This window comes from Acinetobacter sp. ANC_7655 (assembly GCF_056784015.1).
The window spans coordinates 205,743-231,864 of record NZ_JBWYJB010000001.1 but is presented as its reverse complement, the minus strand read 5'-3'; the positions used below and the strand labels follow the sequence as shown (position 1 = coordinate 231,864).

26 protein-coding genes and 1 riboswitch are annotated in these 26,122 nt (G+C 37.5%); of the genes, 12 read left to right on the top strand and 14 right to left on the bottom strand.

Annotated elements, in window-relative coordinates; translation table 11 throughout:
- The first annotated feature begins 29 nt into the window (after positions 1–29).
- Entirely contained in the window at positions 30–1,166 is a 1,137-nt protein-coding gene (gene rodA, locus AC1M9N_RS01265; RefSeq protein ID WP_092766373.1) for a rod shape-determining protein RodA, read from the top strand.
- Positions 1,167–1,562: 396 nt separating this feature from the next.
- Positions 1,563–1,651, top strand: a riboswitch (glycine riboswitch).
- A gap of 139 nt (positions 1,652–1,790) precedes the next feature.
- A complete protein-coding gene (locus tag AC1M9N_RS01260) occupies positions 1,791–3,035 on the top strand; it encodes a D-amino acid dehydrogenase (protein WP_481607419.1) in 1,245 nt (414 codons plus the stop codon).
- A gap of 42 nt (positions 3,036–3,077) precedes the next feature.
- Here AC1M9N_RS01260 and nfsB read toward each other — a convergent pair whose 3' ends face one another.
- The 4 genes from nfsB to AC1M9N_RS01240 all read right to left on the bottom strand — a co-directional run bounded on the left by nfsB (position 3,078) and on the right by AC1M9N_RS01240 (position 5,757).
- Positions 3,078–3,731, bottom strand: coding sequence for an oxygen-insensitive NAD(P)H nitroreductase (gene nfsB / locus AC1M9N_RS01255; protein WP_035263717.1), 654 nt, complete (start codon positions 3,729–3,731; stop codon positions 3,078–3,080).
- A gap of 113 nt (positions 3,732–3,844) precedes the next feature.
- A complete protein-coding gene (locus AC1M9N_RS01250; RefSeq protein ID WP_035263715.1) occupies positions 3,845–4,264 on the bottom strand; it encodes a hypothetical protein in 420 nt (139 codons plus the stop codon).
- Between the two features lie 135 nt (positions 4,265–4,399).
- A complete protein-coding gene (locus AC1M9N_RS01245; RefSeq protein ID WP_035263713.1) occupies positions 4,400–5,131 on the bottom strand; it encodes a UDP-2,3-diacylglucosamine diphosphatase in 732 nt (243 codons plus the stop codon).
- A 116-nt stretch (positions 5,132–5,247) separates the two neighbouring features.
- Positions 5,248–5,757, bottom strand: a complete 510-nt coding sequence (locus AC1M9N_RS01240) for a peptidylprolyl isomerase (protein WP_035263711.1) — start codon at positions 5,755–5,757, stop codon at positions 5,248–5,250.
- A 165-nt stretch (positions 5,758–5,922) separates the two neighbouring features.
- Here AC1M9N_RS01240 and AC1M9N_RS01235 point away from each other — a divergent pair, with 165 nt between their 5' ends.
- On the top strand, positions 5,923–7,644 hold the full coding sequence (locus AC1M9N_RS01235; RefSeq protein WP_035263709.1) for a glutamine--tRNA ligase/YqeY domain fusion protein: 1,722 nt from the start codon (positions 5,923–5,925) through the stop codon (positions 7,642–7,644).
- A 218-nt stretch (positions 7,645–7,862) separates the two neighbouring features.
- On the opposite strand, the gene AC1M9N_RS01230 is transcribed toward AC1M9N_RS01235, so the two are convergent.
- From AC1M9N_RS01230 to AC1M9N_RS01210, 5 genes are all read right to left on the bottom strand, one after another.
- On the bottom strand, positions 7,863–8,450 hold the full coding sequence (locus AC1M9N_RS01230; protein WP_051586486.1) for a lecithin retinol acyltransferase family protein: 588 nt from the start codon (positions 8,448–8,450) through the stop codon (positions 7,863–7,865).
- 147 nt (positions 8,451–8,597) lie between these two features.
- Positions 8,598–8,834 carry a hypothetical protein gene (locus tag AC1M9N_RS01225; protein ID WP_481954128.1) on the bottom strand — a complete coding sequence of 79 codons (237 nt, stop codon included), beginning with the start codon at positions 8,832–8,834 and terminating at the stop codon, positions 8,598–8,600.
- A 114-nt stretch (positions 8,835–8,948) separates the two neighbouring features.
- Positions 8,949–9,182: a hypothetical protein gene (locus AC1M9N_RS01220; protein WP_035263705.1), complete on the bottom strand. Its 234-nt coding sequence runs from the start codon at positions 9,180–9,182 to the stop codon at positions 8,949–8,951.
- Positions 9,183–9,424: 242 nt separating this feature from the next.
- Positions 9,425–10,510, bottom strand: coding sequence for a tRNA (uridine(54)-C5)-methyltransferase TrmA (gene trmA, locus AC1M9N_RS01215; RefSeq protein ID WP_481954127.1), 1,086 nt, complete (start codon positions 10,508–10,510; stop codon positions 9,425–9,427).
- A gap of 86 nt (positions 10,511–10,596) precedes the next feature.
- On the bottom strand, positions 10,597–11,496 hold the full coding sequence (locus AC1M9N_RS01210) for a LysR substrate-binding domain-containing protein (protein ID WP_180027793.1): 900 nt from the start codon (positions 11,494–11,496) through the stop codon (positions 10,597–10,599).
- Between the two features lie 187 nt (positions 11,497–11,683).
- On the opposite strand from AC1M9N_RS01210, the gene AC1M9N_RS01205 reads away from it, so the two are divergent.
- Complete coding sequence (locus AC1M9N_RS01205; protein WP_481587511.1) at positions 11,684–12,007, top strand: hypothetical protein; 324 nt, start codon at positions 11,684–11,686, stop codon at positions 12,005–12,007.
- 241 nt (positions 12,008–12,248) lie between these two features.
- Here AC1M9N_RS01205 and AC1M9N_RS01200 read toward each other — a convergent pair whose 3' ends face one another.
- The 4 genes from AC1M9N_RS01200 to ilvA form a co-directional block, all read right to left on the bottom strand.
- A complete protein-coding gene (locus tag AC1M9N_RS01200; RefSeq protein ID WP_481954301.1) occupies positions 12,249–13,598 on the bottom strand; it encodes a TrkH family potassium uptake protein in 1,350 nt (449 codons plus the stop codon).
- Positions 13,598–14,254, bottom strand: coding sequence for a potassium channel family protein (locus tag AC1M9N_RS01195; protein WP_035263698.1), 657 nt, complete (start codon positions 14,252–14,254; stop codon positions 13,598–13,600). Before AC1M9N_RS01195 ends, AC1M9N_RS01200 begins: the two co-directional genes overlap by 1 nt.
- 107 nt (positions 14,255–14,361) lie before the next feature.
- Positions 14,362–14,709 carry a hypothetical protein gene (locus AC1M9N_RS01190; protein ID WP_481587510.1) on the bottom strand — a complete coding sequence of 116 codons (348 nt, stop codon included), beginning with the start codon at positions 14,707–14,709 and terminating at the stop codon, positions 14,362–14,364.
- A 114-nt stretch (positions 14,710–14,823) separates the two neighbouring features.
- Positions 14,824–16,362 carry a threonine ammonia-lyase, biosynthetic gene (ilvA, locus tag AC1M9N_RS01185; protein ID WP_481595349.1) on the bottom strand — a complete coding sequence of 513 codons (1,539 nt, stop codon included), beginning with the start codon at positions 16,360–16,362 and terminating at the stop codon, positions 14,824–14,826.
- A gap of 104 nt (positions 16,363–16,466) precedes the next feature.
- Here ilvA and rpiA point away from each other — a divergent pair, with 104 nt between their 5' ends.
- The 8 genes from rpiA (at position 16,467) to AC1M9N_RS01145 (ending at position 25,097) form a co-directional block, all read left to right on the top strand.
- A complete protein-coding gene (gene rpiA / locus AC1M9N_RS01180) occupies positions 16,467–17,138 on the top strand; it encodes a ribose-5-phosphate isomerase RpiA (RefSeq protein ID WP_481591051.1) in 672 nt (223 codons plus the stop codon).
- A gap of 112 nt (positions 17,139–17,250) precedes the next feature.
- Complete coding sequence (locus AC1M9N_RS01175; protein WP_481954126.1) at positions 17,251–17,934, top strand: M48 family metallopeptidase; 684 nt, start codon at positions 17,251–17,253, stop codon at positions 17,932–17,934.
- A gap of 648 nt (positions 17,935–18,582) precedes the next feature.
- Complete coding sequence (gene argC, locus AC1M9N_RS01170) at positions 18,583–19,632, top strand: N-acetyl-gamma-glutamyl-phosphate reductase (RefSeq protein WP_481589944.1); 1,050 nt, start codon at positions 18,583–18,585, stop codon at positions 19,630–19,632.
- 76 nt (positions 19,633–19,708) lie between these two features.
- The gene (locus tag AC1M9N_RS01165; protein ID WP_035263690.1) at positions 19,709–20,458 is read left to right on the top strand and encodes a DUF6776 family protein; all 750 of its coding nucleotides are present in this window, start codon (positions 19,709–19,711) and stop codon (positions 20,456–20,458) included.
- 16 nt (positions 20,459–20,474) lie between these two features.
- Complete coding sequence (clpS, locus tag AC1M9N_RS01160; RefSeq protein ID WP_035263688.1) at positions 20,475–20,888, top strand: ATP-dependent Clp protease adapter ClpS; 414 nt, start codon at positions 20,475–20,477, stop codon at positions 20,886–20,888.
- A gap of 9 nt (positions 20,889–20,897) precedes the next feature.
- The gene (clpA, locus tag AC1M9N_RS01155; RefSeq protein ID WP_481954125.1) at positions 20,898–23,174 is read left to right on the top strand and encodes an ATP-dependent Clp protease ATP-binding subunit ClpA; all 2,277 of its coding nucleotides are present in this window, start codon (positions 20,898–20,900) and stop codon (positions 23,172–23,174) included.
- A gap of 61 nt (positions 23,175–23,235) precedes the next feature.
- Positions 23,236–23,589: a YnfA family protein gene (locus AC1M9N_RS01150; RefSeq protein ID WP_481954124.1), complete on the top strand. Its 354-nt coding sequence runs from the start codon at positions 23,236–23,238 to the stop codon at positions 23,587–23,589.
- A gap of 215 nt (positions 23,590–23,804) precedes the next feature.
- Positions 23,805–25,097 carry an MFS transporter gene (locus AC1M9N_RS01145; protein WP_092766357.1) on the top strand — a complete coding sequence of 431 codons (1,293 nt, stop codon included), beginning with the start codon at positions 23,805–23,807 and terminating at the stop codon, positions 25,095–25,097.
- A gap of 49 nt (positions 25,098–25,146) precedes the next feature.
- On the opposite strand, the gene argF is transcribed toward AC1M9N_RS01145, so the two are convergent.
- Entirely contained in the window at positions 25,147–26,067 is a 921-nt protein-coding gene (argF, locus tag AC1M9N_RS01140) for an ornithine carbamoyltransferase (RefSeq protein WP_092766356.1), read from the bottom strand.
- Positions 26,068–26,122: the final 55 nt, after the last annotated feature.

The following is a 26,122-nucleotide window of genomic DNA, read 5'->3' as shown; positions in this document are numbered from 1 at the left end:
AACGCCACTTAGAATATGCAATTCAGCCAATGATACCTTCACAACAGTACCGTTTTTTGCGTCATGCCTTGAGAGATGGACGAACAATCAAACATGATTCGTCACGTTGGACTAAATTACATTTAGATCCATGGTTACTTGGTTTTTTGATATTAAACGCAGCTTTTGGACTCATGGTTGTTTATAGTGCAACCAATCATGATTCAAGCATGGTGATTCGTCAGGCGACCAGTTTTGGTATCGGTTTTATTTTGCTGTTTATTTGTGCACAAATTCCTCCAAAAGTTTATCAAATTGTCAGTCCTTATCTGTATGCATTTTCGATTGTGCTTCTGCTTTTGGTATTGCTAATTGGTGATGTCCGCTTAGGCGCAAAACGCTGGATTTCTATTCCTGGATTAGGGAGTGTGCAGCCCAGTGAATTTATGAAATTTACGATGCCACTCATGATGGCTTGGTTTTTCAGTCTGCGGACTTTACCACCCAAATTTATGCATATTCTCTTTGCATTATTTCTGATGATGATTCCTTTTGTTTTAGTCGCATTACAGCCTGACTTAAACATTGGATTAATTATTCCCGGAATTTTTGTCATTTTTTTAAGTGGTATTTCTTGGCGTTTGATTGGGGCTGTGGTCGCTGGGTTTGCAGTGGTTGCACCATTATTATGGAATTTCTTTCTACAGGAATACCAAAAAAAGCGAATTTTAACTTTATTTGATCCTGAATCAGATCCGCTAGGTGCAGGGTGGAATATCATTCAGTCTAAAATTGCGATTGGTTCTGGTGGACTATTTGGTAAAGGTTTTAATGAAGGAACACAGTCTCATTTAGGTTATCTCCCCGAACATCATACAGACTTTATTATGTCTGCTTATGCAGAGGAATTTGGCTTTTTTGGTGTGTTCGTATTATTTGTTATTTTTGCTGCGATCATTATTCGTTGTTTGATTATTTCCATGAACAGCTTCCATAATTTTGGACGTCTTTATGCCGGTGCGGCAGGTTTAACTTTCTTTTTCTTTGTGTTTTTGAACAGTGGAATGGTGAGTGGAATACTTCCAGTAACGGGTGATCCATTGCCACTCATGAGTTATGGTGGTACGGCAGTCATTGCAACGCTTGCAGGTATGGGCATTGTAATGTCTATACATACTCATCGCTAAAACATCTAGGGTTGACAGCAAATTTTCAACTCACATTCTGCTTACTCTCACATCTATTGAAACTTTGAGCTTCAATGATTGCTCTAATCAGTCATTACACTTTTATGCTGAAGAAGATGAAAGTGTAGATGGAAGTTGATCTATGCTATTTGAGAGAGTAACTCTAAAATAATTAACTTATTTCCTCATTTTTTTGTAATAACTAAATTTTTATCGATGGTAGAGAAAATTTGAGCTAAACAATGATCTTTGTAACGTTTCCCAAGCTAAAAATTCCTGTCTTAGCTGTTGTCTTAAACTTGGTGATCCATTTGTATAAAAATATTTTTTAAAATTGATTTTCGTAGATGTATAAAAAAATTAACTATGGCATATTAATTGCTGAATAAGAATTAAACGAATATTGCAGGAGAGAGGTCTTCTGTAGATCCGCCGAAGGAGCAACGACCCCGGAATCTCTCAGGCAAAAGGACTGTAATTATTCTCAATCATCTGGAGAGAAGTCTAATGATGTTTAGACTCACCGAAGGGGATGGAAATAATCATATGTTATGAAGATTTCCGAAGCTCTCAGGTACCGTGACAGATGGGGCATTGAAAATATAAAATTTTCAAGGAGCTTTTATGTCACATATTATGGTGATTGGTGCTGGCATTACAGGAATAACCACTGCCTACGAATTGTTAGAACTTGGTTATCAAGTCACGATTTTGGATAAAAACTTATACCCAGCAATGGAGACTTCATTTGCGAATGGAGGTCAACTCTCTGCATGTAATGCAGAGGTGTGGAATCAGAAAGCAACGGTACTGAAGGGTATCAAGTGGATGACCCAAAAAGATGCACCATTATTACTCAACCCATCTTTTGATTTGCATAAATACGCTTGGCTGATTGAATTTATGGGTAATATCAAGCATTACGAAGCCAACACACAAGAAACGGTAAGGCTGGCATTATTGGCAAGAAAACGGCTATTCGAAATTGCACAGAAAGAAAATATTCAATTCGATTTGGAAAAGCGTGGAATTTTGCACTTTTATCATAATCAGCAGGATTATGATGTCGCAATAAGAGTGAATGATTTGTTATGCAAAGGTGGATTAGAGCGTCACGCTGTTACAAATGGAGAAATTCACAGTATTGAACCAAGTTTGAAGGGAGAATATTACGGTGGTTTTTATTGTCCTGACGATGCCACAGGAGATATACACAAATACACCACGCATTTAGCCCAAGTGGTGGCGAATAAAGGTGGGAAATTTTTATACGGTGTAGAAGTTGAAGATTTAAATCTGGATCATTCAACAGAACAAGTTTCAGCTAAATATCGCGCTTGTGATCCTAAAAGTAGAGATATACCCGATGGATTTATTCAAGCTGATGCAATGGTCATTTGTGGTGGGGTTGGAAGCTATCATTTAGCACAACAGGCTGGAGATCGTGTCAATGTTTATCCAGTGAAAGGGTACTCGATTACAGTTCAGTTGAATGATGAACATAGCCAACAACATGCACCATGGGTAAGTTTATTGGATGAAAGTGCAAAAATTGTGACGTCGAGATTAGGTCGAGATCGTTTAAGAATTGCTGGTACTGCAGAATTTAATGGCTATAACCGAGACATCCGTATGGATCGCATACAACCTTTGGTTCATTGGGTGAATCGTAATTTTGATATTTCAACTGAGCATTGTGTCCCTTGGGCTGGATTAAGACCGATGATGCCGAATATGATGCCAGTGGTAAGACAAGGGAAGCATCCGAGAGTCTTTTATAATACCGGTCATGGGCATCTGGGTTGGACGCTGTCAGCTGCAACTGCTGCAATGATCAGTTTAGAAATTTCACAGAAAATAGCGGCTTAATGAAAAGCCACAATAGCGTGAAAACTATTGTGGCAAATACATTTATAGTCGAGTGAAAACTTGATCTGCATTCAAACGAGATTTAGGTAATTTGGCATTAAAATCTTTTTCACTTCGATAACCAAGTGCCAATAGCACTGATGGAATCAGGCCTTTTGCGTCAAGATTTAACTCTTCAGCGATAATTTTTTCATCGAATCCTCCAATTGGAGTGGCATCGATACCTTCTAAACCTGCAGCAAATAAGGTTTGCCCAAGTGCAATAAAAGTTTGATTTTCAGACCAGCGCTGGATATCGCCTTTTTCGTTGCGATAATAATCAACATAGCCTAAGCGCGTATCTTTTTGAGCTTGTTTTGCTTGGTCATCTTTAAAACGACCACTGATTTCATCTTGATTTAATAATCGATCTAGATGAGAGTCTGTAATGTCTTTATGCGTACAAAACAGAATTGTGTGTGAAGATTCAAGGACTTTGGGTGCATTATAAACATACTTACCAACCAGTGCTTTAGCAATGCGCTGTTTGGCTTCATCAGTTTCGATGACAAAGAAATGCCACGGTTGAATATTGATAGATGAAGGTGCGAGCCTTAAAGATTCCAATAATTTTTCAAACTTTTCTTGAGGGATCTTTTTTGAAGAATCGTATGCTTTGGTGGTGTAGCGAGATTGGGAGATGTTTAACAAATCCATATTATCCTCCGATTATTCACAATATATTCATCTAATAATTTTAAATGACTCTGAACTTAAATATTTTCTATAGTTGATGCTAAATGATATGAAAAATCTGACTTGTCTTTAAATCAATAGGCATATTTTAAATCAGTATATTTTTCTAATGACATTGCAATTTGTTGGTTGATAAATGCGCGCACATCTTCTTCAGTCATAGGTTGACCATTCTTGCTGATATTATGTTCGATCGGTGCTTGGTCTGCGGCCTTAATTTTGTAGACAAGGTGGGTGATCAATTCGTAATCGTTATTATGGTTTACGATGTTAGTCACATATTGATATGAATGCTCAAAGTTGAGATCTTGATGGGAAAATATAAATTGTTCAAAGATTGTCAATGCGGCGCCATCAGCAAGATTTTTGAGTTCATCAATAATTGTGGCATCTAGCCGTACATCATAACGTTCAGAGATTGCTTTACCATCGATTAATAATGACACTTTATCATCTTCATGGTGTTGAACAGTAATATTGCTGAAATTAGACATGACAAACTCACGAATTGAATTGAGTCGTTATTATCATATGCAAAAAAACTTAAAGCAAAACATACTGATTAATATTCAAACATTGAGTGAAATTTCAATTTAAAGGTTGATGAGATCATTATAAAAATAGAGGAACTAATAAGACCATGTTTTCAGTGTCAGATCATTGATTGACTGCTTAGAGAATTTCGATTGATTAATTTCCAAAATTTGAGCTTGATCCAAACGCCAGTCGCCTAAAACAATTCTTCTTTTATCTTGAGAGATATGGATTTGAGGGCGATGCGTATGACCATGAATTAGTAAATCAACTTCTTTCAATGCATCGTGGACAGCATCTTGATTTACATCCATGACATCATAAGATTTAAATTCTTTTGATTCGTGGCTTTTTTTTCTAAATCCATTTGCAAGTTGAGTACGAAAAGAAAGTGGGGTATTCCGCAGTATCCAAATGATGAGTGGATTTCTGATTATTTTTTTAAAACGTTGATAGGCGACATCGTCTGTACACAGTGAATCACCATGTTCTATACGAATTTGGACGTCATTTATTTTTAAGTTAGAGACTTCGGACAATAAGATGCCACCAAATTTATTTAAAAAAATTTGATTCAGCGCAAAATCACGATTGCCGACAGAAAATAAAACTTGATTTCCCTGAGCAGTAAATCTTTTTAAGCGTTCAACGATTTCATCGAGCCAAGGAGCTGTATAGTCATCACCAATCCATGCATTAAACCAATCACCTAAAATATAGAGTTGGGTTTGCTGGTCTTGATAATGATCTAATAAATCTAAAAACCCTCGAACGAGTCGAGGGTGTTCAGGTGACAGGTGTAAATCTGAAATAAACAGATAGGTCACTTAATATTCCTTATTTGCCTACATCCCCATCAACTTTAGATGGGGAAAAATCCCTTGAACATGATATTCGTTTTAAAGCAGTGCTTGAAAACTTAATAAGTTAAGGGGTAGGTTTTTTATTCAGAGATAATTTTAGCAGATTCGATCACAACGTTTTCTAGTGGAACGTCAGCGTGGTAGCCACGGTTACCAGTGCGAACGCCTTTGATTTCATTAACAACGTCCATACCTTCTACAACTTTACCAAATACTGCATAACCCCAGCCTTGAGCTGTTTTACCCGTATGGTTAAGGAAAGCATTGTTTTTCACGTTAATGAAGAATTGTGCAGATGCTGAGTGAGGAGCTTGAGTACGTGCCATGGCAATCGTACCTTCGTCATTGCTTAAACCGTTGTCAGCTTCATTTTCAATAGAATCGCGAGTTGCTTTTTCTTTGAAGTTTTCATCCATGCCACCGCCTTGGATCATGAAACCGTCAATTACACGGTGGAAAATTACGCCATCATAAAAACCATCACGAACGTACTCTAAAAAGTTAGCAACAGTTTTAGGTGCTTTTTCAGAGTTAAGCTCTAGAACAATACGTCCTTTATTGGTGTTTAATTCGACTTGAGGAAAACTCATTCTATAATCTCCTGATCATGGACAAAAAGCCATGGGTTTGTGGTTGAGAGAAGCATAAGCAAACTGTAAACTACAAGGCAAGCAAAAACGTTATTTTCTTTGTTAATAATATGAAGATAGCGTTTTAATTATCCTATTTTATCTTATAGAAGTGATTTATCAACTATGAAGCCGAATGATGTTGTTTCATCCCTGCCAAATACCCCGACGACTAACAATCCATCAGTCGATGCTGCGCAGCAAGAACAACAACCGGGCTTAGACTTTGTACGTCAAGTAATTACAGAAGATCTTGCAGCAGGGCGTACAGATAAAGTCGTGACGCGCTTTCCACCAGAGCCTAATGGTTATTTACACATTGGACATGTTAAAGCGATTTGCCTGAATTTTGGTATTGCAGAAGAATTTTCTGGTTTATGTAATCTTCGTTTTGACGATACAAATCCAGATGCAGAAGAACAAGAATATGTAGATGGTATTGCGAACGATGTTAAATGGCTCGGTTTCGACTGGAATGGTGAACCACGCTACGCATCAAGTTACTTTGATCAATTGTATCAATGGGCGATTCAATTAATTAAACAAGGTGATGCATATGTCGATTTGCAATCTCCTGAAGAAATTAAGCTGAATCGTGGAAATTTTGTAGAACCAGGTAAAAATTCTCCGCAACGTGATGCAACGGTTGAAGAAAACTTAGCACGTTTTGAACAAATGCGTAATGGTGAGCTTGGAGAAGGCCAAGCAGTACTTCGTGCCAAGATTGATATGGCATCACCGAACGTACATATGCGTGATCCAATTCTTTACCGTGTTTTACATTCTGAGCATCATCAAACAGGCGATACGTGGAAAATCTATCCAATGTATGACTATGCTCATCCTTTGTCTGATGCGATTGAAGGCATTACGCACTCGTTATGTACGCTTGAATTCCAAGACCATCGCCCGTTCTATGATTGGGTTGTCGCTAAGGTAAATTCTCCAGCAGTTCCACGCCAGTACGAATCAAGCCGTTTGAATGTTGATTACACCATCACCTCAAAACGTAAATTACGTAAGCTGGTCGAAGGTGGTTACGTCAATGGTTGGAATGATCCACGTATGCCTACAGTCGTGGGAATGCGTCGTCGTGGCTTTACTCCAGAAGGCTTACGTGATTTCTGTAAGCGTGTTGGCGTATCTAAAACTGATGGTATTGTCGATGTTGCAATGCTTGAATTCTGCATTCGACAATCATTAGAAAATACTGCTGCACGTGGTATGGCGGTATTGAATCCTCTTAAAGTGACATTGACCAACCTTCCAGAGGATATGGATTTAACACACGCACGCCATCCAAATGTTGATATGGGTGATCGTGTAATTCCACTGACTTCTGAATTGTATATTGATCGTAAAGATTTTGAGGAAGAGCCGCCTAAAGGGTTTAAACGCTTAATTCCTGGTGGTGAAGTCCGTTTACGTCATGCTTATGTGATTAAATGTGATGAAGTGATTAAGGATGAAAATGGCGAAGTTGTTGAACTTAAATGCTCTATCGATCCGCATACTTTAGGTAAGAATCCAGAAGGTCGTAAAGTCAAAGGTGTTATTCATTGGGTATCTGCAAATAAAGGGATTCCTGCTGAAGTTCGTATTTATGATCGTCTATTTACTGAAGCCGCACCTGATGCGGACGATGATTTCTTAGCGAATTTAAATCCAGATTCTCTAAAAATTGTTCAAGCGGTAATTGAGCCTGCTTTAGCTCAAGCGAAACCTGAAGATCGATTCCAATTCGAACGTGAAGGTTATTTTGTCGCTGATCAATTTGATCATACTGTTGAAAAACCTGTCTTTAACCGTATTTTGGATTTAAAAGATAGTTTTAAGCCTGCAAAATAAAGTTTGGTAATATCAAAAAAAGCCTGATTGATTCAGGCTTTTTTTTATTCAAATTTAGGTTAATAAATAATTTTTGTGATTAAATTCACATGATTAGATAAAGGTGAGTATTTAAGAATAATTTAATAAGTTATAAATAAAAACTAAAATAACATTATATTTCAAATATATATTTGACTATTTGGATTTTCAAGCGCATATTTAATTCAACCGAAAGGTTAATTTGAAACTTTGTTTTCCTCGAAACCCTGCTTAAGCGGGGCTTTTTTTTGCTTTAGTTTCTGATGTTGCTGTAAAGCGATATACACAGGGCCTTTCAGTTTGCGCTGATCATTTAACTTTTTCTTAATATAAAATACCAAAGCAAAACAGGTGGTTGCTAAAGTTAAAAGAAGACTATTTAAGTAGCTCATGAGTGAGCTGATATAACCAATAGTGGTGAGTCTATTCATCATTTTGATGACTTGTGGGCTACTTTCGATGCCCGTGATCGCCCAAGAACATAAGTGTTCACAATTATTAATAATGAGATGATAGTTATTTTCATGCATTCGAGAGCGCATTCGTCTTACGACAGCACGACCTGAATATTTGGGGGTGCTATAATGCCGAATCGTAATTTTTTTGCCATGTGCAAATTTTTGCAGAGATGTAATTTCGATCGGATGTTTTTTAAAGAGATGAGCAAAACCTGAATAATGAATAACACGACCCTTACCCACATAAATACCATGATGTGAATAACCAAAATGCTTAACAATTAAGTGAGCACCAAGAGGGAATGTTTTGACGTGTTTATGCCGCATTTATAAAATATTCCAATAACTTTACAGATGTACATTTATTGAAAGAGAGTCCACAGTATAACCGAATTGGAAATAAATAATGAGGTATAAATACAATATAAGCACTCTAAAAAAGGTGCCTAAATTTTTTATTCAACTCAAATGAAGTTATGAGAAGAAAGTATTTTGTGTTTCACAATTTTTAATTGCATCTTCTTTAGGAAGCTGTTTAATTTGCTCTTCAAACTCGATTTTTTGACGATCTATGGCAGTTTGAGGAATACCGCTCTCTTTCGCTAATTTTTCAATGTTGCCCCAAACTTCCTCACATGCTGAAGGTAGCTTATTACAACCACTAAGCGATATGAAAGTCGCCCCTAAAATAATGAATAGAATATTTTTCATTGAATCCCCAAATGTATTTTTAATTATCCTATGAGCTTATCTTAATTGAACATTTTTAAATTGAACAGAAAATTTATCATAAAAAAAGCACTGTCTATGCAGTGCTTTTTTTCTTTACTGAAGGGTGATTTTGTTACTCAATAAATCAGTAAGATCTTTTTTTGAATAGCCACGCGAAATAAGAACTTTTTTGATTCCGCGGATTACATCTTCATCTGATGCCTTTTGTAAAGCCTCGATCAACTGATCGTTAGTCTTACATGAACAATCATTTTCAACACAAGCAATTTGATTTTTATGCTCGTTCTGCTGCGAATCTGATGAAAACAGCTTTTGCCAAAAACTCATAGAGCCTTCATTTGCAACCAAAGATAGGTCGAAATATAGTCGATTTAAAATTTAATGCAAGTTTGTAATCGTGATTTAAGGCACATTTTAAAATAAATATTTCGATGATAAACCTAAAGTTTAACGAAATTATGACATTGAAAAATTAAATTTTTCTTTATTCATATGATTTTTAAGTGAAATTCAAAAAGCATAAAAAATGGACAGTGTAAGAACTGTCCATTTAGTAAGAAATAAATTGTTTAAATTTTCTCTAAAAGAACGCCTGACTCGACATGGTGGGTATAAGGAAATTGATCGAACAGCGCAAATTTAGTGATTTTATGAGTTTCCGATAACATCTTTAAATTGTCGTGCAAAGTATCTGGATTGCATGAAATATAAATAATACGGTTAAAGCGTTGAAGCAGCTTCAAGGTATCATCATCAATGCCTGCACGAGGTGGATCTACAAATACAGTATCGAAGTCATAACTTTGAATATCAATATTGGCTTCTTGTAAACGTCTAAACTCACGTTCTGCATTGAATGCTAAGGTAAAATCTTCAGCTGAAAGGCGAGCAACTTGAATATTATTAATTTGATTTTGCTCAATATTCCATTGCGCTGCATAAACTGATGATTTAGCCAGTTCTGTTGCTAGAACGCGATTAAACTTTAGCGATAATGGAAGGGTAAAATTACCATTACCGCAATAAAGCTCTAAAAGATCTTTATCACTGGTTTGAGCTGCATTACATGCCCACTCCAGCATTTTTTGACAAACTTGCGCATTAGGTTGCGTGAAGCTACTTTCAATTTGCTTATATTTGAATTTACGGTCAAATACTTGTAATTCTTCAACTACATATTCATCCGTCAATACAATTTTTTGACCACGGCTGCGACCAATAATCTTAATATTGAGTTTTGAAGATAAATTTTTTGCTAGTTGTTCCCAGTCTTGATCAAGCGGACAACGATAAATCAATGAAACCAGCATTTCACCGTTCAACGTTGAAAGAAAATGTACTTCAAACAGACGCTTATAGAGCACTGCATTTGATTTTAGTTCAGACAGGAGAACTGGCATTAAATCATTAATAGATTTATCCGCGATTGGAAACTCATCAACACGTACAACTTTCTTTTGAATACCATCTTCCGTGCGTTCAAACATGGCATAAAACATATCATCTTCTGTATGCCAAATACGGAACTCAGCTCGCATACGGAAATGTTTTTCAGGAGATGAAAAAACTTCTAGTTCAGGTGGTTGATATTCAGCAAATTGATTGCGGATACGTTCAATTTTTGCATCAAGTTGTTGTTGATAAATAGAAGTCATAAAATCTAAAAAAAAACTAGCACAAAGCAGAGTGAATGGTAGCAAATAATAAGCCAACATTCTTCTAAATGTTTATGCTGTTGTGACTATCTTTTGGTGAGGTGCTCAACTAAGTAGTCGATGAACACTCGTACAGCTGGTAATAAACCACGGCGAGAAGGGTAAACCACATGAAAAATACCGTGTGGTGCATTCCAGTCAGGCAGAACCTTAACTAGACGCCCATCTTTAATATAATCTACAACAATACTGTCTGGGAGTAATGCTACCCCACAATTGTCACTTGCAAGTTGTGCAAGCATAAGTAAATCAGAGCCCATCACGACTGGACTCACTTTGACTTTAGTCGATTTGTTGTTTGAATCATGTAGTACGAGTTGTTGATCAGTATGTTCATCAACCATACTTAATATTCGATGATTTGAGAGTTCTTCAGGTTTTTTGATAGATCCAAACTCATTAAGATAAGCCTGGCTGGCGAAAAGATGTTGTTCAATATTTTCAAATTTTCGAATGACCAAACTTGGGTCATCATCCAAACTTGAGCGAACACGAAGCGCTAAATCAATTCCTTCATTGATGATATCGACACGTCGATTAGTAACCATCAATTGAACTTTAATTTCAGGATACTGCTTAAGGAAATTTGGCAGTATTTTGGTCATTTCATGCTGGGCAATTGATACGGGTAAACTAACACGAATTAAGCCTCTTGGTTGTTCACTTAAATGATCTACCAGATCATGAGCAGATTGGGCAGCATTCATCATTACTTGCGCATGGCGATAAATGTTCATCCCAATATCAGTGACAGCAAAATGACGTGAACTACGTTGAATAAGCCTTACACCGAGATTTTCTTCTAAATTATAAACACGTCGACTCAATTTTGATTTCGGAATGTCGGTTGCTCGTTCAGCAGCGCTAAAACCGCCATGTTCGACAACAAGGGCAAAGCAATAAAAATCATCTAAATCTGAAAGCATGAACTCATTCCATATATGCAACGTTTTGTTAAAAAAATACATTATTGTTCTGAATAGTCAATTGAGTTGCTGTGTTTTCTCTAAAATCTAAGATTGTTATAATTAGTAATGAATAAAGAGGACTATTTAAAAATCTAAAAGCTATGGTTAAACTTATGTTTTATAGCGCGTAATACTTAAGGTTGACATGGCTTATACAACAATTGAACTTCAAGATCCTCAAGAAAATGTACAGTGCCCGCATTGTCAACATGCTGTTATCGACTGGAATGAAGAGCAATATATTCAACCTTGTGAGCATACATTGTTTATTGCTATGGACTTGGGATTTGAATTTATTTCAGATGAATTTGAAGCAACTATGCCTCGCACAGTAGATGAAATTCATGCAGATGATGAAAACTCGGATGTGTTTACTGAGATTACACGTTCTGATTTACCTCAGTTTAAAATTTATAAAGTTGCATTGGGTGTCGAAAACCTCAATCGTTATATTGGTTTCCAATCATAATTTTTTTAATCACACGCATATGGTGAAAAGACTTGGGGTTTCCTTGAGTCTTTTAATTTCATTGTATTTTGATACTGATTGCAAAGTTCTAAGTTTGTGTTAATTCATGATAAGTTCAATGCTTTGAATTAATAAATCACGGCTATCATAAAATGCACTTATGGCTATAAACATCTGATCTACTTTTGGATTGGTTCGTGTTTTATCGATCAACTTCACCTTAGATCCAAGTGAATTCTATCTAACCCACTTGGATTTCAGCATTAGGATGACTCAACCTGCTTTTTTTAGGGGTTGCAATTAAATATGCTAATGTCAAAGGACCGAGACGACCCGCAAACATCAGTATCATGAGCATATATAAACTTGCAGGTTGTAATTCTGAAGTAATACCTCTAGATAATCCGACTGTACAAGCCGCGGAAACAGCTTCAAATAGTAAATCTAGAAAACGTTTATTAGGCTCTAAAATTAACAGCGTAAAGAAACCAATGAAAATGAGCATAGCAGTTATGCTAATGACCGCAAGAGCTTTATAGGTGACCGTTGCGGGAATCGAGTGTTTAAAAACAGTGACTTCGTCAGCTCGTCTCAAAAACGTGATCACACTCAATACAACAATAATAAATGTACCTACTTTAATACCACCAGCAGTACTTAAAGATCCGCCTCCAATAAACATTAATAGCATAGTCACCAAGGTTGCTGGATCACTCATACTGGCCATATCAATACTATTAAATCCAGAGGATCGTGGTACTGTGGCATGAAACCAAGCATTTAATGCTTGGTCTCCAATTGACATTGGGGCGAGGGTCAATGGATTATTTGCTTCTAAACACCAAATCATAATAAAGGCAAATAGATTGAGTCCTGCGATAGTAGAAAGAATGAGTTTGCTGTTGGTTGAGAGTTTTTTCCACTTATGAGCGCGTTTGATATCCATAAGTACCACGAAACCTATTCCACCAATGATATACAACATACTGATGGTTAGAGTTACAGCATATTGACCTGAAAAGCTCATTAAGCTGTCTGGAAAAAGAGAGAAACCACCATTATTAAATGCTGAGATACTGTAAAAGGCTGCATAAAACAGAGCATCGTTAAAATCGTAGTATTGAAGCCACGTAAATGTCAGGATGAATGTTCCAATCCCTTCGAAAAATAGAGAATACAATAAGACGGCTTTAACAGTGAACGAGGCCCTTGCTAAACTGGTTTGACCAATTGTTTCTTGAGCCATCACTTGTTGCTTTAAACCAAGTTTAGTAGAAAGGCTCAAAGCAGCCAAAATTGCGAAGGTCATGAATCCTAAGCCACCACATTGGATGAGTAGCATAATGATGAACTGACCAAAAGTCGTATATGCCTCGCCAATATTGACCACAGAAAGTCCCGTAATTGTCACAGCAGACGTGGCGGTAAATAAGGCTTCTAGCCAAGAGACATTTCCTTCGTGTGCAAAGGGAAGTTTTAGCAGTAATGTTCCAATGATAATAAAACTGAGAAAGCCCAAAGCCAGCAAACTTGGTGGACTCAAATTAATACTTTGCGTTTTTTTATTGATTAATTGATCATAAAATTTCATCATTTCGAAATAAATCTCGATGAGAGTTTACGTAAAAGATTGACAGGACCTTCAACAATTAAAATGTCATTTTTTTGCAGCAATGTACCAGGTGCGATGTCATAAATTACATGTGTGCCACGTTGTAATAGTAATGTTTGTACGCCGTCGCTGTGCTCCATGATATCTTTAAATTCTACACCTTGTAGTTTTTCACCCACTTCCACTTTGACAATATAACGGTCATCATTCAACGCCATATAGCGTCTGACCATTGGATAGCTTAATGATTGTGCAACGCGAATCCCCATGTCCTCTTCTGGATGAATAATTTGACCAATACCGAGATGCGTCAAAATCATATGATGGGCTTTCGATTTTGCTTTTACTAGGATTTTTTCTACGCCTAAATTTTTGAGGTTGAGGACACATAGAATACTGGCCTCAATATCTTCTCCAATTGCGACAACGACGGCATCGCAATTCTGTACATTCAGTTCTCGAAGTACATGTTCATCTGTGGCATCGGCGATGACAGCATGACTGATGTTATCAGAGATATTTTCAACGTATTTTTTTTCAGTATCGATTCCAATCACATCATGTTTTAATTGAGTGAGTTCTAATGCAACTGTACCACCAAAGCTGCCTAAGCCAATTACTGCAAATAGCGCCATTGAATATCCTAAAATTTTAAAGATCAGAAAGTAATGATTTGATTTTAATTTCGCTTCGATTGAGTTTATCTTGTTGATCTGAGTTGATTCAATTCATTTGTTGAGGATTATTTGTGATCACTATAAAAATAGTAAATCGTAATTGAAATCAATGTCCATGAAAGTGCTAAGTAAATATAAGTTAAATGAATATGATCGATCATAAAGTTAGCATGAACGAAACTTGTCATGAGCACAATTGCCATCATATATATCAACGTCATACGATAACGATAAATAGGTGCTAATCCCAACATGATATAGGGGAGTGCTGCATAACCTAAAAAAATAAAAACTTCGAGGGATTTGCTTAAGGTGGTAACTTCAGGATATAGATATTTCGAAATAAACAGAAGTGCGGAAAAGATGATCCACATGAGAAAAGGAATTACTACAAAACTGAACCATATTTGCATGATTTATCTTAATATCTAAAATTTTAAAGTGATCGTTTTTTCTATCTTTCGATTTTAATTGTATATCAATTATTGAATTAAAAAAGCCTGTCAAAATGACAGGCTGTATTGATTTTATTTGAGGAAACGTTGATAACCAAGATTATTGGTAATTTCTTCGTATGGATAATTGATACTTTCTAACGTTTCAACTAAACCATCAGGGTTTTGTTGTGCATCTTCAGCTTCGAGTCCAACCAATACACGACCTTCAGCCGCACCATGATTACGATAATGGAACAGGGTAATGTTATGCGTTGGACCAAGACGTTCCAAGAATGTTAATAATGCACCTGGACGTTCAGGAAATTCAACGCGGAATAAACGTTCATTTTCAATATCAGCATGACCACCGATCAGGTAGCGAATATGTAATTTGGCAACTTCATCGTCAGATAAGTCATCCACATCATACTGAAACTTTAATGTCTCGAATATTTCTTGACGTTCTTTTTCGCCGCTTTTTAAACTAATTCCAACAAATACTTGCGCTGCAGTCGCACTACTTGCACGGTAGTTGAATTCAGTAATATTTCGACCTTGAAGGGCACGACAGAAATTGAGGAATGCACCTTTTTGTTCAGGAATCGTGACAGCAAAAATAGCTTCTTTACGTTCACCTAATTCAGTTCGTTCTGCAATATAACGTAAACGGTCAAAGTTCATATTTGCACCGCATACAATTGAAACGATGTTTTTACCTTCTAAGCCGTGCTCAGCCACATATTTTTTAATCCCTGCAAGTGCCATCGCACCTGACGGCTCAACAATACTACGGCATTCATCATAGGTGTCTTTAATTGCTGCGCATATTTCATCAGTATTCACAAGAACAACTTCTGGTTCTACGATTGGACCTGAATTGTCAGATTTTTGCAGACGAATCACTTCAAAAGGTTTTTCACCGATTTGCGCCACAGCTGTACCATCGGCGAATAAACCAACTGAAGGCAGAATCACACGTTCATTTGCTTCTAAAGCAGCTTTTAAACAAGCTGACTCGTCATATTCCACAGGAATAACTTTGACATGCGGTGCTACATCACCAAGGTAAGCAGCAACACCTGCAATCAAACCTCCACCACCAACGGCAACAAATACATAATCCACATCTCGCCATTGACGTAAAATTTCATTGGCAATTGTACCTTGACCAGCCATAACGAGTTCATCGTCATAAGGCGGAATAAAAGTCATTCCTTCTTCTTGCGCACGTTGAATTGCGTATTTATTTGCGATGTCAAAAGAATCACCATGAAGTACGACTTCACCACCCAAACGCTTTACAGCTTGGACTTTAATGTCTGGTGTTGTCTTAGGCATCACAATAATCGCGCGAATTCCTAATTTTTTTCCTGAGAGTGCTACACCTTGAGCATGGTTACCAGCAGAAGCGGTAATGACACCTCGTTCTAGTTGAGCTTTAGGAAGTTGGCTGATTCTGTTATAGGCACCGCGGAGTTTGAAGGAGAATACGGGTTGTAGGTCTTCACGTTTAAAACGAATATTATTGTTAAGACGTTCACTAATTCGTGGTGCCGCTTCGAGTGGGGTTTCGATAGCAACGTCGTATACCGTTGCTTGTAAAATTTGTCGAACCAAACGAGACAGCATGTTAATTTTCCATCTAACAGTTTAAAATAGGCGCTTATTGTAACAAACCATAAGGCTTAGCGGTTTAAAATAACTGCAAAAGTCCAAATTAGTTGAGTGAAGTCATGAGTCTATATGCAACCCAAGATGAGAAAAAACAAGCAGCAGCACAAGCAGCTTTAAAACACTTACCGAAAGGGGGCATTTTAGGCGTAGGCACAGGCAGTACTGTTAACTTTTTGATTGATTTACTTCCTGAACTTCAATTAGAAGCTGCAGTTGCAAGTTCGGAAGCGACTGCGCAGCGTTTGAAGAAGCTGGGTATTGAAGTGGTAGATATGAACTCAGTGGGTGGTCTTGATGCATATGTAGATGGTGCAGATGAGATTGATCGTCATATGCACATGATCAAAGGTGGTGGTGCGGCATTGACACGTGAAAAAATCGTGGCATCGATTGCAAAAAAATTCGTCTGTATCGTAGATGATTCTAAATGGGTAGATCAGTTGGGGCGTGATTTTCCACTTCCTGTTGAAGTGATTCCAATGGCACGTTCTGCTGTTGCTCGTAAAATTGTCTCTTTAGGTGGCGACCCAGCGTACCGTGAAGGTGTAGTGACCGACAATGGTAACGTGATTTTAGACGTGCATAACTTAAATATCTTAAATGCACTTGAGCTTGAAAAAACATTGAATGATATCCCTGGTGTGGTATGCAACGGTATCTTTGCTTTGAATAAAGCAGACATTGCGATTGTTGCGACCAACAACGGTATTGAAGAGCGTACAGCGATTTAATTTTAACTCCTTGACGAGCTAGTCTCCCTAAACTCCCTCTTTTTAAATAGAGGGGCTTTTCTTCCCCCTTTCTTAAAGGGGGAGATGGGGATTTAATAATTAAAGAATAACAATGACTTTATCCGACCTTCCTGATATTGAAATCACCAAAAGTATTCGATCGAAAAGACTACGTCTACGTATAGATGGAACGTCAATTCGTGTGACTGCGCCATGGTTTTGTACCCATAAACAAATACAACAGTTTGTTCAAGCTTCAGAAGCTTGGATCGTTCAAACTTGGCAGGCACAACAAAGTAAAATTCAACAGATTGATCGCGTTTTACCTTTATCTTTACAGTTATTTAATTTAGAAAATTCTATTAAAATTCAATATATTCAGCAGAAATTAAACTATAAGTTTGATTCAGTGATGAATGAGCTGAGTGTGAGTGATCGTCAGCCTCAACAATATTTAAAAGCCTTTGTTATTGATTATGCTAAACAGCATCTGCCTGTATATCTGGCTCAAGTATCTGATCAGTGTGGTTTAGCTTATCATGGCTGTAAGATTCGTCAGCCAAAAACGCGGTGGGGAAGTTGTACAGCACGTCATGACATTATGTTGAATAGTGCTTTGGTGCTTTTTCCTCAGGAAATAACACGCTATGTTTGTGTGCATGAATTAGCACATACAAAGCATTTTGATCATAGTGCTCAGTTTTGGGCGGAAGTGGCGAAGTATGATCCGGATTTTAAACTTAACCGAAAAAAATTAAAAATAACGCCGTTGCCATATTGGTGGATGCATAATTAATTATTATGCTGGGATTGCTTTGTCGATATTAAAAAATCAATTGTTTAGCGCTAGTCAATTAGTCTGATCTGGCGACTGGTATTCTAAATTTTGGCTATCATGATTGCTCTGTTTGGTTAGTTTGTCTCTAATATGCTCATAAGACGAATTGGTGTGTGTTTTTTTGATTCTAATTTTGTCTGTACCTGCTTTAATGCTTTATAGCATCCTCATGTATATTCTACTGAACCCGAGTAATCCTATTCACTTTCATTGGACGAACTATTTATCGCTTTTTGGCGGGGCTATAGCGTGGTTGATATTATTGATCATGGCAATTTTATAGATAAATCAAAAAAAAGATTTCTAAATTGCTTTCCGTGAGTGGAGGGTTATGTTCGGTATGGGGAGTAACTCCTTTTGTTGTGAAACAGGATCCGATCGTATTTCTTGCTCTCCCAGGGTTTATATTTGCACTGTATTTATGCTATTTGAGTTGGCAGGTAAATCAATGAAGTCACATGATAGACTTTATTAGATGCTTAACAGAGCCATCTAAATTATTAAACTTATAAAATAACAGCATTCCCATATGAAAGGGTTCAGAAAGTCACAAGTTCCTGTCATACTACTGCCTGTAACGAATACAGTCATTTAGAGGTAGATATCGTGATTTCAGTTGGTATTGTTGGTGGTACAGGATATACAGGCGTTGAACTTTTGCGTCTTTTGCTGCGACACCCAAATGTTCAAGTGAAAGCACTGACTTCTCGTACTGAGGCTGGTCGTCGTGTCGATGATATGTTTCCAAGTTTACGTGGTCATACCGATCTAGAGTTTTCAGATTTAAGCTTAGATTTATTAAAGTCTTGCGATGTTGTGTTTTTTGCGACACCACATGGTGTAGCGATGAAACACGCTGAAGAATTAGTAGCAGCGAATACAAAAGTAATCGATTTAGCTGCTGACTTTCGTTTGCAGGATTTAGCGCAATTTGAAAAATGGTACGGTATGGAGCATGCTTGTCCAGATCTACTTAAAAATTCAGTGTATGGGCTTTCTGAGCTCAATCGTGAAAAAATTAAACAAGCTCAAGTGATTGGTAATCCTGGTTGTTATCCAACGACAGTTCAAATTGGTTTGGCGCCTGTACTGAGATCTTCAGAAGTATTGGTAAAACCTGAAAGTATTATTATTGATGCAAAATCTGGTGTATCTGGAGCTGGACGCAAAGCAAGTTTAGGCATGATCTATACTGAAAATGCTGATAACTTCAAAGCCTACGGTGTTGCAGGGCATCGCCATCATCCTGAAATTGTTGAAGCGCTTGAAAATATATCGGGACAGAAAGGTGTATTTGACAATATCCTTTTTGTTCCGCATTTGGTGCCGATGATTCGTGGCATGTTATCTACAATATATATCGACTTAACAGAAGCAGGTCAGCAAGCCGATTTGCAAGTAATTTACGAACAGTTCTACCAAAACGAGCAGTTTGTTGATGTTATGCCGGCAGGAAGTTCACCAGAAACTCGTTCTGTTCGTGGATCAAATGATTTACGTATTGCGTTGTATAAACCACAACCAACAAAGTTAGTCATTTTAGTTGCCCAAGATAACTTGGTGAAAGGTGCAGCAGGACAAGCTGTTCAAAACATGAATTTAATGTTTGGATTTGCGGAAAATGCAGGCCTTAACGTGATTGGTTTATTACCATAAAAAACCTTTTTTGACTTCACACACATTTAACTTTGCAGTTAAATGTGTGTTTTGATTTTATAAATTAGAGATGACGATGCAAAACTCAGAATCAAATAATACGTCACAGCATAAAGATGAAAAAAATATCGGTTTTTTTCAATCGAATAAACCCCTTATGGCGGGTGGAATCATCTTATGTGCAGGCAGTTTACTTCTGGGCTATACGGTTGGTCATCGTCAAGGTCTAACTGTAGTTGGTTATGATGCTGACGCGGAACAATTGGTTGAAGTTGTCGAAAAACAAAAAAAAGAATTATCTGAGCTGAATAAGAAATTAAATACCTCAGTTCAAGAACGTGATGTTGCTGTAACTAACTCAAATGATATGTATGCTGCATTAAATCAAGCCAACGCTGAAAAACTTCAAATTGAAGGTCAGAGTGCGATTTTCCGAGAAGTGCTGAGACAACGTGGTGGATTAAGTTTAACAGTGCAAAATTTAGCTGTTAAGTCGCTTCCAGAAAATGTATATGAATATCAGGTTGATTTAGTTCAAGTCAGTCCGAATAAACGTAAAGCATCTGGTGAAATTGAAATCAGATTAATTCAAGGTACGGAAGTCTTGGTTGTTCCAATTTCAGAAAAATCATTCAATTTCGACCATTATCAGCGATTAACTGGTCGTTGGACGATGCCAAAAGGCTTTACGCCCCAATTTATTGAAATCCGTGTAAAAGGCTCAAGTGCTCAAACCAAGCGCTTTAGTTGGCAACGTGGTGAAGCAATCGAATCAACTGCTGCATTTGCAGCTGAAGTACCGCAAGCTGCGGCAAATTCTCAATAATAGATTATAGAGTGCTATGCGAAGTAATAAACGTCATAAATGTCTCAATGACATTAAATTATCATTTCAACAATCTGGATTGGTGGATTGGCACTTCAATCCACGATTGAGTGATGCACAAAATGATGAAGCCGATGGCGATTTAGCTGTAGCAACAGCACCACCGCAATTTAAGCGACCTCCCTTATACAATGTGGTATTGTTGAATGATGATTACACGCCAATGGATTTTGTAATTGAAATTTTACAACAATACTTTGCATTGAATCTTGACCAAGCTACCGAAGTAATGCTAACAGTACATTATCAAGGGAAAGGTATCGCAGGTGTCTATCCTAGAGACATTGCTGAAACCAAGGCGAATCAAGTCAACAATTATGCGCGCTCTCAAAGTCATCCATTGCTTTGCCAGATCGAGCCACAAGAATAAGGGGATCACATGCTCAGTCGTCAATTAGAAGTATCACTGCGTTTGGCTGTTAGCATGGCTCGTCAAAAGAGACATGAGTTTCTTACAGTTGAACATTTGTTACTCGCACTTTTAGATAATGATTCTGCCGTGAATGCACTAAAAGCCTGCGGTGCAGAAATTGTCAGTTTGCGTAAAGAACTTGAAGAGTATGTAGAGCAACATACGCCTAAATTAGGCGATAATACTGAGCAAGCGCCTCATCCTACAGAAAGCTTTGATCGTATATTGCAACGTGCAATTTTCCATGTTCAGTCTAGTGGTGGAGATCGGACAGTTGAAGGTGCAGATGTACTGGTTGCAATGTACTCAGAAAGAGATTCATTTGCGGTTTATTTGCTAAAACGCCACCAAATCAATCGTCTTACTTTAACTCAATATCTTTCACACGGTGCGCGTAAGGAAGATGTTCCAGCTGAAGAAGAAACGGATGACTTAGATGGTGAAAACTCAGCCTCAGCAAATGCAGGTCCATTAGAACTTTATACCCTAAATCTCAATGCAGAAGCTTTAAAGGGTAAAACCGATCCTTTGATTGGTCGTGAAAAAGAAATTGAGCGTGCAGCTCAAATTCTATGTCGACGTCGTAAAAACAATCCGCTTTTGGTGGGTGATCCAGGTGTGGGTAAAACATCCATAGCAGAAGGTTTGGCTTGGCTGATTGTTAACCATAAAGCACCAAAGCCACTGCTGAATGCGGAAATCTATAGTTTAGATATCGGTGCACTTGTTGCAGGTACAAAATACCGTGGTGACTTTGAGAAACGATTAAAGCAATTGTTAAATGCCCTAAAGAAGAAGCCCGAAGCAATTTTGTTTATTGATGAAATTCATATGATCATTGGTGCAGGCTCAAGTATGGGTAGCACTATGGATGCATCGAATTTAATCAAACCTGCATTGGCAAATGGTACTTTACGTTGCATTGGCTCAACAACGTTTCAAGAATATCGTCAAGTTTTTGAAAAAGATCATGCATTATCACGCCGTTTCCAAAAAATTGATGTTAATGAGCCATCAATTAATGAAACAATTGATATTCTTCGTGGACTCAAGTCTAAATTTGAAGAATTTCATAAAGTTCAATATGATGATGCAGCTCTTGTTTCTGCAGTTGAGTTATCGGCTAAATTTATCAATGATCGCTTCCTCCCAGATAAAGCGATTGACGTAATAGATGAAGCAGGGGCACAACGACGTTTGAGAGCTGATCAAGATAACACTTTGATTACAGTTGAAAATATTGAAGATATTGTTTCGAAAATTGCACGAATTCCACCTAAAACTGTGTCTAAAGATGATAAATCTGTACTTGAGCACTTAGAGCGTGATCTTAAACGAGTTGTATTTGGTCAAGATGAGGCGATTACCGCATTATCCTCTGCAATTAAATTGTCACGAGCTGGGCTTAAAGCACCAGATAAGCCAGTTGGTAGTTTTGTATTTGCAGGACCTACTGGTGTAGGTAAAACTGAGGTAACAAAACAACTTGCAAAACTACTCGGTGTTGAACTAGTCAGATTTGATATGTCTGAATATATGGAACGCCATGCGGTTTCACGTTTAATTGGTGCACCTCCAGGTTATGTTGGTTTTGATCAAGGTGGCTTACTGACTGACGCAATACATAAAAATCCACATTGTGTATTGTTATTGGATGAGATTGAAAAGGCACATCCTGATGTGTTTAATTTATTGCTGCAAGTCATGGATCATGGTTCATTAACTGATAATAATGGTCGTAAGTCAGACTTCAGAAATGTCATTATAGTGTTAACAACGAATATTGGCGCTGAAAGTATTTCCCGTACAAGTATTGGTTTTACAGAGCAAGATAATAGTCGTGATAATCAGGAAGCAATGAAGAAGGCATTTACACCAGAGTTTAGAAACCGCTTAGATGGGGTTATTCAATTTAAAGCTCTACCTACGACAGTAATCGATTCTGTAGTAGATAAATTCCTTACAGAACTTCAAGCTCAACTTGATGACAAAAAAGTTGTTTTAGAAGTAGATCAGTCTGCACGAGATTGGTTAAGTGAAAATGGTTATGATCGTCTGATGGGTGCTCGTCCAATGCAGCGTTTGATTCAAGAGCATTTGAAAAAGCCGCTTGCTGAAATGATTTTATTTGGTGAGCTGGCTGAAAACGGCGGTAATGTAGCAGTAACAGTTAAAAAAGAAGATGGCAAAGCTGTTGGATTAAAGTTGGAAGTATTTGAAGATTCTGCAGCTGAACCAGCATAGTGTGTTATTAATTGTATTAAAGCCCGTTTATTTAAACGGGCTTTAATTTTTGGGTGAAAGTATGGACATACAAGTTACAAAAGTAATATCTACGACAGCTTTATTTTTTCTGACAGCACTGATGGAAATATTAGGGTGTTACTTTCCATATTTGATCCTAAATCAAGGGCGTTCGCATTGGTTGTGGCTACCCACTTTTGTCGCACTCGCTGCTTTTGTGTGGTTATTGACTTTGCATCCAGCAGCATCAGGTCGAATATATGCTGCATATGGAGGTATTTATATTTGTTCGGCATTGGTGTGGTTAAAGTTTGTGGATCAAATGGATCTTACTAAATGGGATATCATTGGTGGCGGAGTGGTTATTTTCGGGGCGCTGATTATCATTTTACAGCCACAAGGCTTAATTCGGTGAGTTGTTATAGGAGAAAGTCTGTTTAATTAAATTAATAATAAATCGACCTTGAATATTTTTGATAAAAATTTAGAAGCCTATTTAATAAAATTTACATAAAGGCTTTTTAAATTGGCATGAAATAGGCATATATTTTCCGCCTATAATTTTGAAATACTTCAGAGTTTCATCATTATTCGACAATAAACAATGTAATTAGAATAAGGATTTTTCATTTGTCTACAACATATTCCAAGCAAGAAAAAACCAGCCGTATCAAAGGAATTATTGGTGCAGCTTCTGGTAATTTAGTTGAATGGTTTGATTTTTATATATATGCAGTATTTGCTGTATATTTTACCCAAGCTTTAACTGCGCCAGATATGGATAGTTCTACCCAAGCCATCTATGTGTGGGGTGTATTTGCAGCAAGCTTTTTTATGCGACCCATCGGTAGTTGGCTTTTTGGTCGAATTGCAGATAAACACGGTCGAAAAAAATCAATGGTCATCTCAATTATATTGATGGCTATAAGTTCTTTCATGTTTGCAGCGTTACCAACGTATGAGCAAGTGGGTATGGCTGCACCGTTTTTATTATTAATGGTTCGATTGCTTCAAGGCTTATCCGTTGGTGGTGAATATGGTGCTGTGGCGACTTATATGAGTGAATTGGGTTTAAAAGGGCAACGTGGCTTTTTTTCATCATTTCAATACGTAACGCTCACGGGTGGTCAACTCCTTGCAAGTTTATTGGGTGTAATATTCTTAGCTTTTATGTCTGAACAGCAGCTTTATGATGGGGGATGGCGAATTCCATTTATTATTGGTGGTGTTGCAGCAATTTTATCTTTATTAGCGAGAAGTAGATTAGAAGAGACTTTATCCAGTGATGAAAGTGATAAAGAAGATTCTGGTACACTTCGTGAGCTTTTTAAAAATCACTGGAAAACTTTCCTTTTGGTGGTTGGTTATACTTCAGCAGGCTCTCTTAGTTTCTATGTGATTACAGTTTACTCAAAAACTTACCTTACCAATATTGGAATAGATCCTAAAACGGTAGGGTTGATGATGACAGCCTGCATTTTTGTACTCATGGTGGCGCAACCATTCTTTGGTGCATTGTCAGATCGTATTGGTCGCAGAAATTCTATGCTGTTATTTAGTGGTCTGATGGCTATATTTATCTATCCAGTCATGGCAATCGGGATGAGATATTTTAGCGAAACTCCATTCATTGTCGCGATGCTACTGATTTTCCTGATGCTATTGCTTAGTTTGTATACTTCTATTGGCGGTATTGTAAAAGCTGAAATGTTTCCTCCGCATGTACGTGCGTTGGGTGTAGGTTTCTCTTATGCGATAGGTAATGCCGTATTTGGTGGTTCTGCACCTTCTGTTGCCTTGCAGTTTAAGGCCGCAGGAATTGAAAATTCATTTTTTATTTACGTGATCATTATTTTAATCGTATGTTTCTTTTGTAGTTGGCAACTTCCCAAAGAACCTAAATATTTAAAAGATGATCATTAAGATTTAGAAAATAAAAAAGCACCCGAGGGTGCTTTTTTAGTGGATGAAATTAATCTTTTTTTAAGCTTTCATTGATGAGGAACTCAACAAGTGCTTTTTGAGCGTGAAGGCGGTTTTCAGCTTCATCCCATACCACAGCATTTTTGTGATCGAGCATATTTTCTGAAATTTCTTCACCGCGATGGGCAGGTAAACAGTGCATAAATAAACAGTCTGGATGAGCAAGATCCATTAGACGTTCATTGACTTGAAAATCAGCAAAAGCTTTTTCACGAATTTTTTGCTCTTCTTCTTGTCCCATGCTGGCCCAAACATCAGTAACGATAAGGTCGGCATTCACTGCAGCATCTTCAGCAGAGTCTACAACTTCGGCGCAGTGCGCGAATTCAGAGAGAAATTCAGGTTTTGGTTCATAACCTTTTGGTGATGCAATCTTAAGTTTAAAGCCCCACATATGTGCAGCTTCGATATAAGAGTTACACATATTATTACCATCACCAATCCACGCAACGGTTTTGCCTTGGATAGCGCCACGGTGTTCTACGAATGTTTGAACATCAGCAAGCAATTGGCAAGGGTGGTGATCATCGGTCAGTGCATTAATAACTGGGACTTTAGAATATTCTGCAAAACGTGTGACAATATCGTGGCCAAAAGTACGAATCATCACAATATCAAGCATGCTTGAAATAACGCGAGCTGAATCTTCAATCGGTTCGCCGCGACCTAATTGCGTATCCCGGGACGAGAGGAAAATTGCGCTACCACCAAATTGGGTCATACCAGCTTCAAAAGAAACACGGGTACGTGTGCTCGATTTTTCAAAAATCATTCCCATTACTTTACCAACAAAGGGTTGGTAGACTTCATGATTATGCTGCATGCGTTTTAATTCTATAGCACGATCAATAATGCGATTTAATTCTGCAGTTGAAAGGTCACGTAAAGTAAGAAAATGTCGTAGAGCCATGGTTACTCCACAATCATTGTTTCGTCAAAATAGTGAATGAGACGACCAATAATTG